Origin of the sequence: Streptomyces sp. NPDC007162 (assembly GCF_040634175.1) — a bacterium.
GTDB lineage: Bacteria > Actinomycetota > Actinomycetes > Streptomycetales > Streptomycetaceae > Streptomyces.
On sequence record NZ_JBEYFC010001060.1, the window covers coordinates 1 to 1,102 of the forward strand.

Genomic DNA, 1,102 nt, shown 5'->3' on the forward strand with positions numbered 1-1,102 from the left:
TCAACACCAACCCACAACTGCCCTGGTCATTCCTCGCCCACACCGGCCTGACCATCCACCCACCACACCCACCGAACTTACGAAAAGATCAGTAGATGCCGGGCTCCGGCATCGGCCCATGTGCGGGGCTGTCGACTTCAGTCAGGCAGGCAGGGCACCTGCGAAGGCCGTGATGGCGTCGGCGAGGGCGTGGGGGCCGGTGAGGAAGGCGTCGTGGGCTTCGCCGGGGATCTCGACGAGGCGGGCGTCGGGCAGGGCCTGGTGCAGGCGGCGGGAGACGTCGGTCAGCCAGCGGGGGCTGAGTTCGCCGATCACGAGAAGCGTCGGGATGTTGAGGGCGGCGAAGCGGGTGAGGTCGTCGCCGAAGCTGTCCATCGCGCGCATCTCGCGGGCCCATGTCGGGGTCATGGACGCGCGGATGGCCCAGAACGGGGTCCGGCGGAACTCCTGGATGGCTTCCTCGGGGAACTTCAGGAAGTTCCGCAGCCCGAGGGTGAGGGCCTGGTCGAGGTCACCGGCCTGGACGGCCTCCTCAAAGGAAGCGAGGGCGTCGCCGCCGACGGGGCCGCCCAGCGGTATCGGGGGCTCGTAGAGGATGAACGCCGCCGGAGGCTGGTGCAGGGCGTGGGCGAGGGTGACCAGTCCGCCGTACGAGTGGCCGAGCAGGATCGCGTCGGGTCCGGCGAGGCCGAGGACGGCGGCGATGTCGTCGGCCTCCCGCTGGATGCTGTGCTCGCCGTTGTCACCACTGGCGCCCCGGCCGCGGCGGTCGATGGCGTAGGTGGCGAAGTGCGGGGCCAGCAGGTCGGCGAGGACCTGCCAGTCCTGGGCGGCGTTGAGGGCGCCCGGGGAGACGACCAGGGGGCGGCCCTGGCCTGTGATCGTGACGGCGATCTTTGTGCCGTCGGTGGAGGTGACGTGAGCCTGGCGGGGAGCATGGGCAGTCATGGCCTTCTTCCTTGTGTCGCGCTCTAGCCGACGGGGGCCCCGGAGCGCCTTGCAGGCGTGCGGAGGGGGCATCTCCGTTCCACCGTAACATCGAAACGATGTACACATCGTTTCGATGTCTCCTGAGGTGATGTTCTCCTGGTCAGGCTGCGGC

At 69.2% G+C, this 1,102-nt stretch carries 1 protein-coding gene; it reads right to left on the reverse strand.

Going from position 1 to position 1,102, the window contains the following annotated elements:
* Positions 1 to 141: 141 nt before the first annotated feature.
* Positions 142 to 948, reverse strand: a complete 807-nt coding sequence (locus ABZ646_RS47145) for an alpha/beta hydrolase (protein WP_360534081.1) — start codon at positions 946 to 948, stop codon at positions 142 to 144.
* Positions 949 to 1,102: the final 154 nt, after the last annotated feature.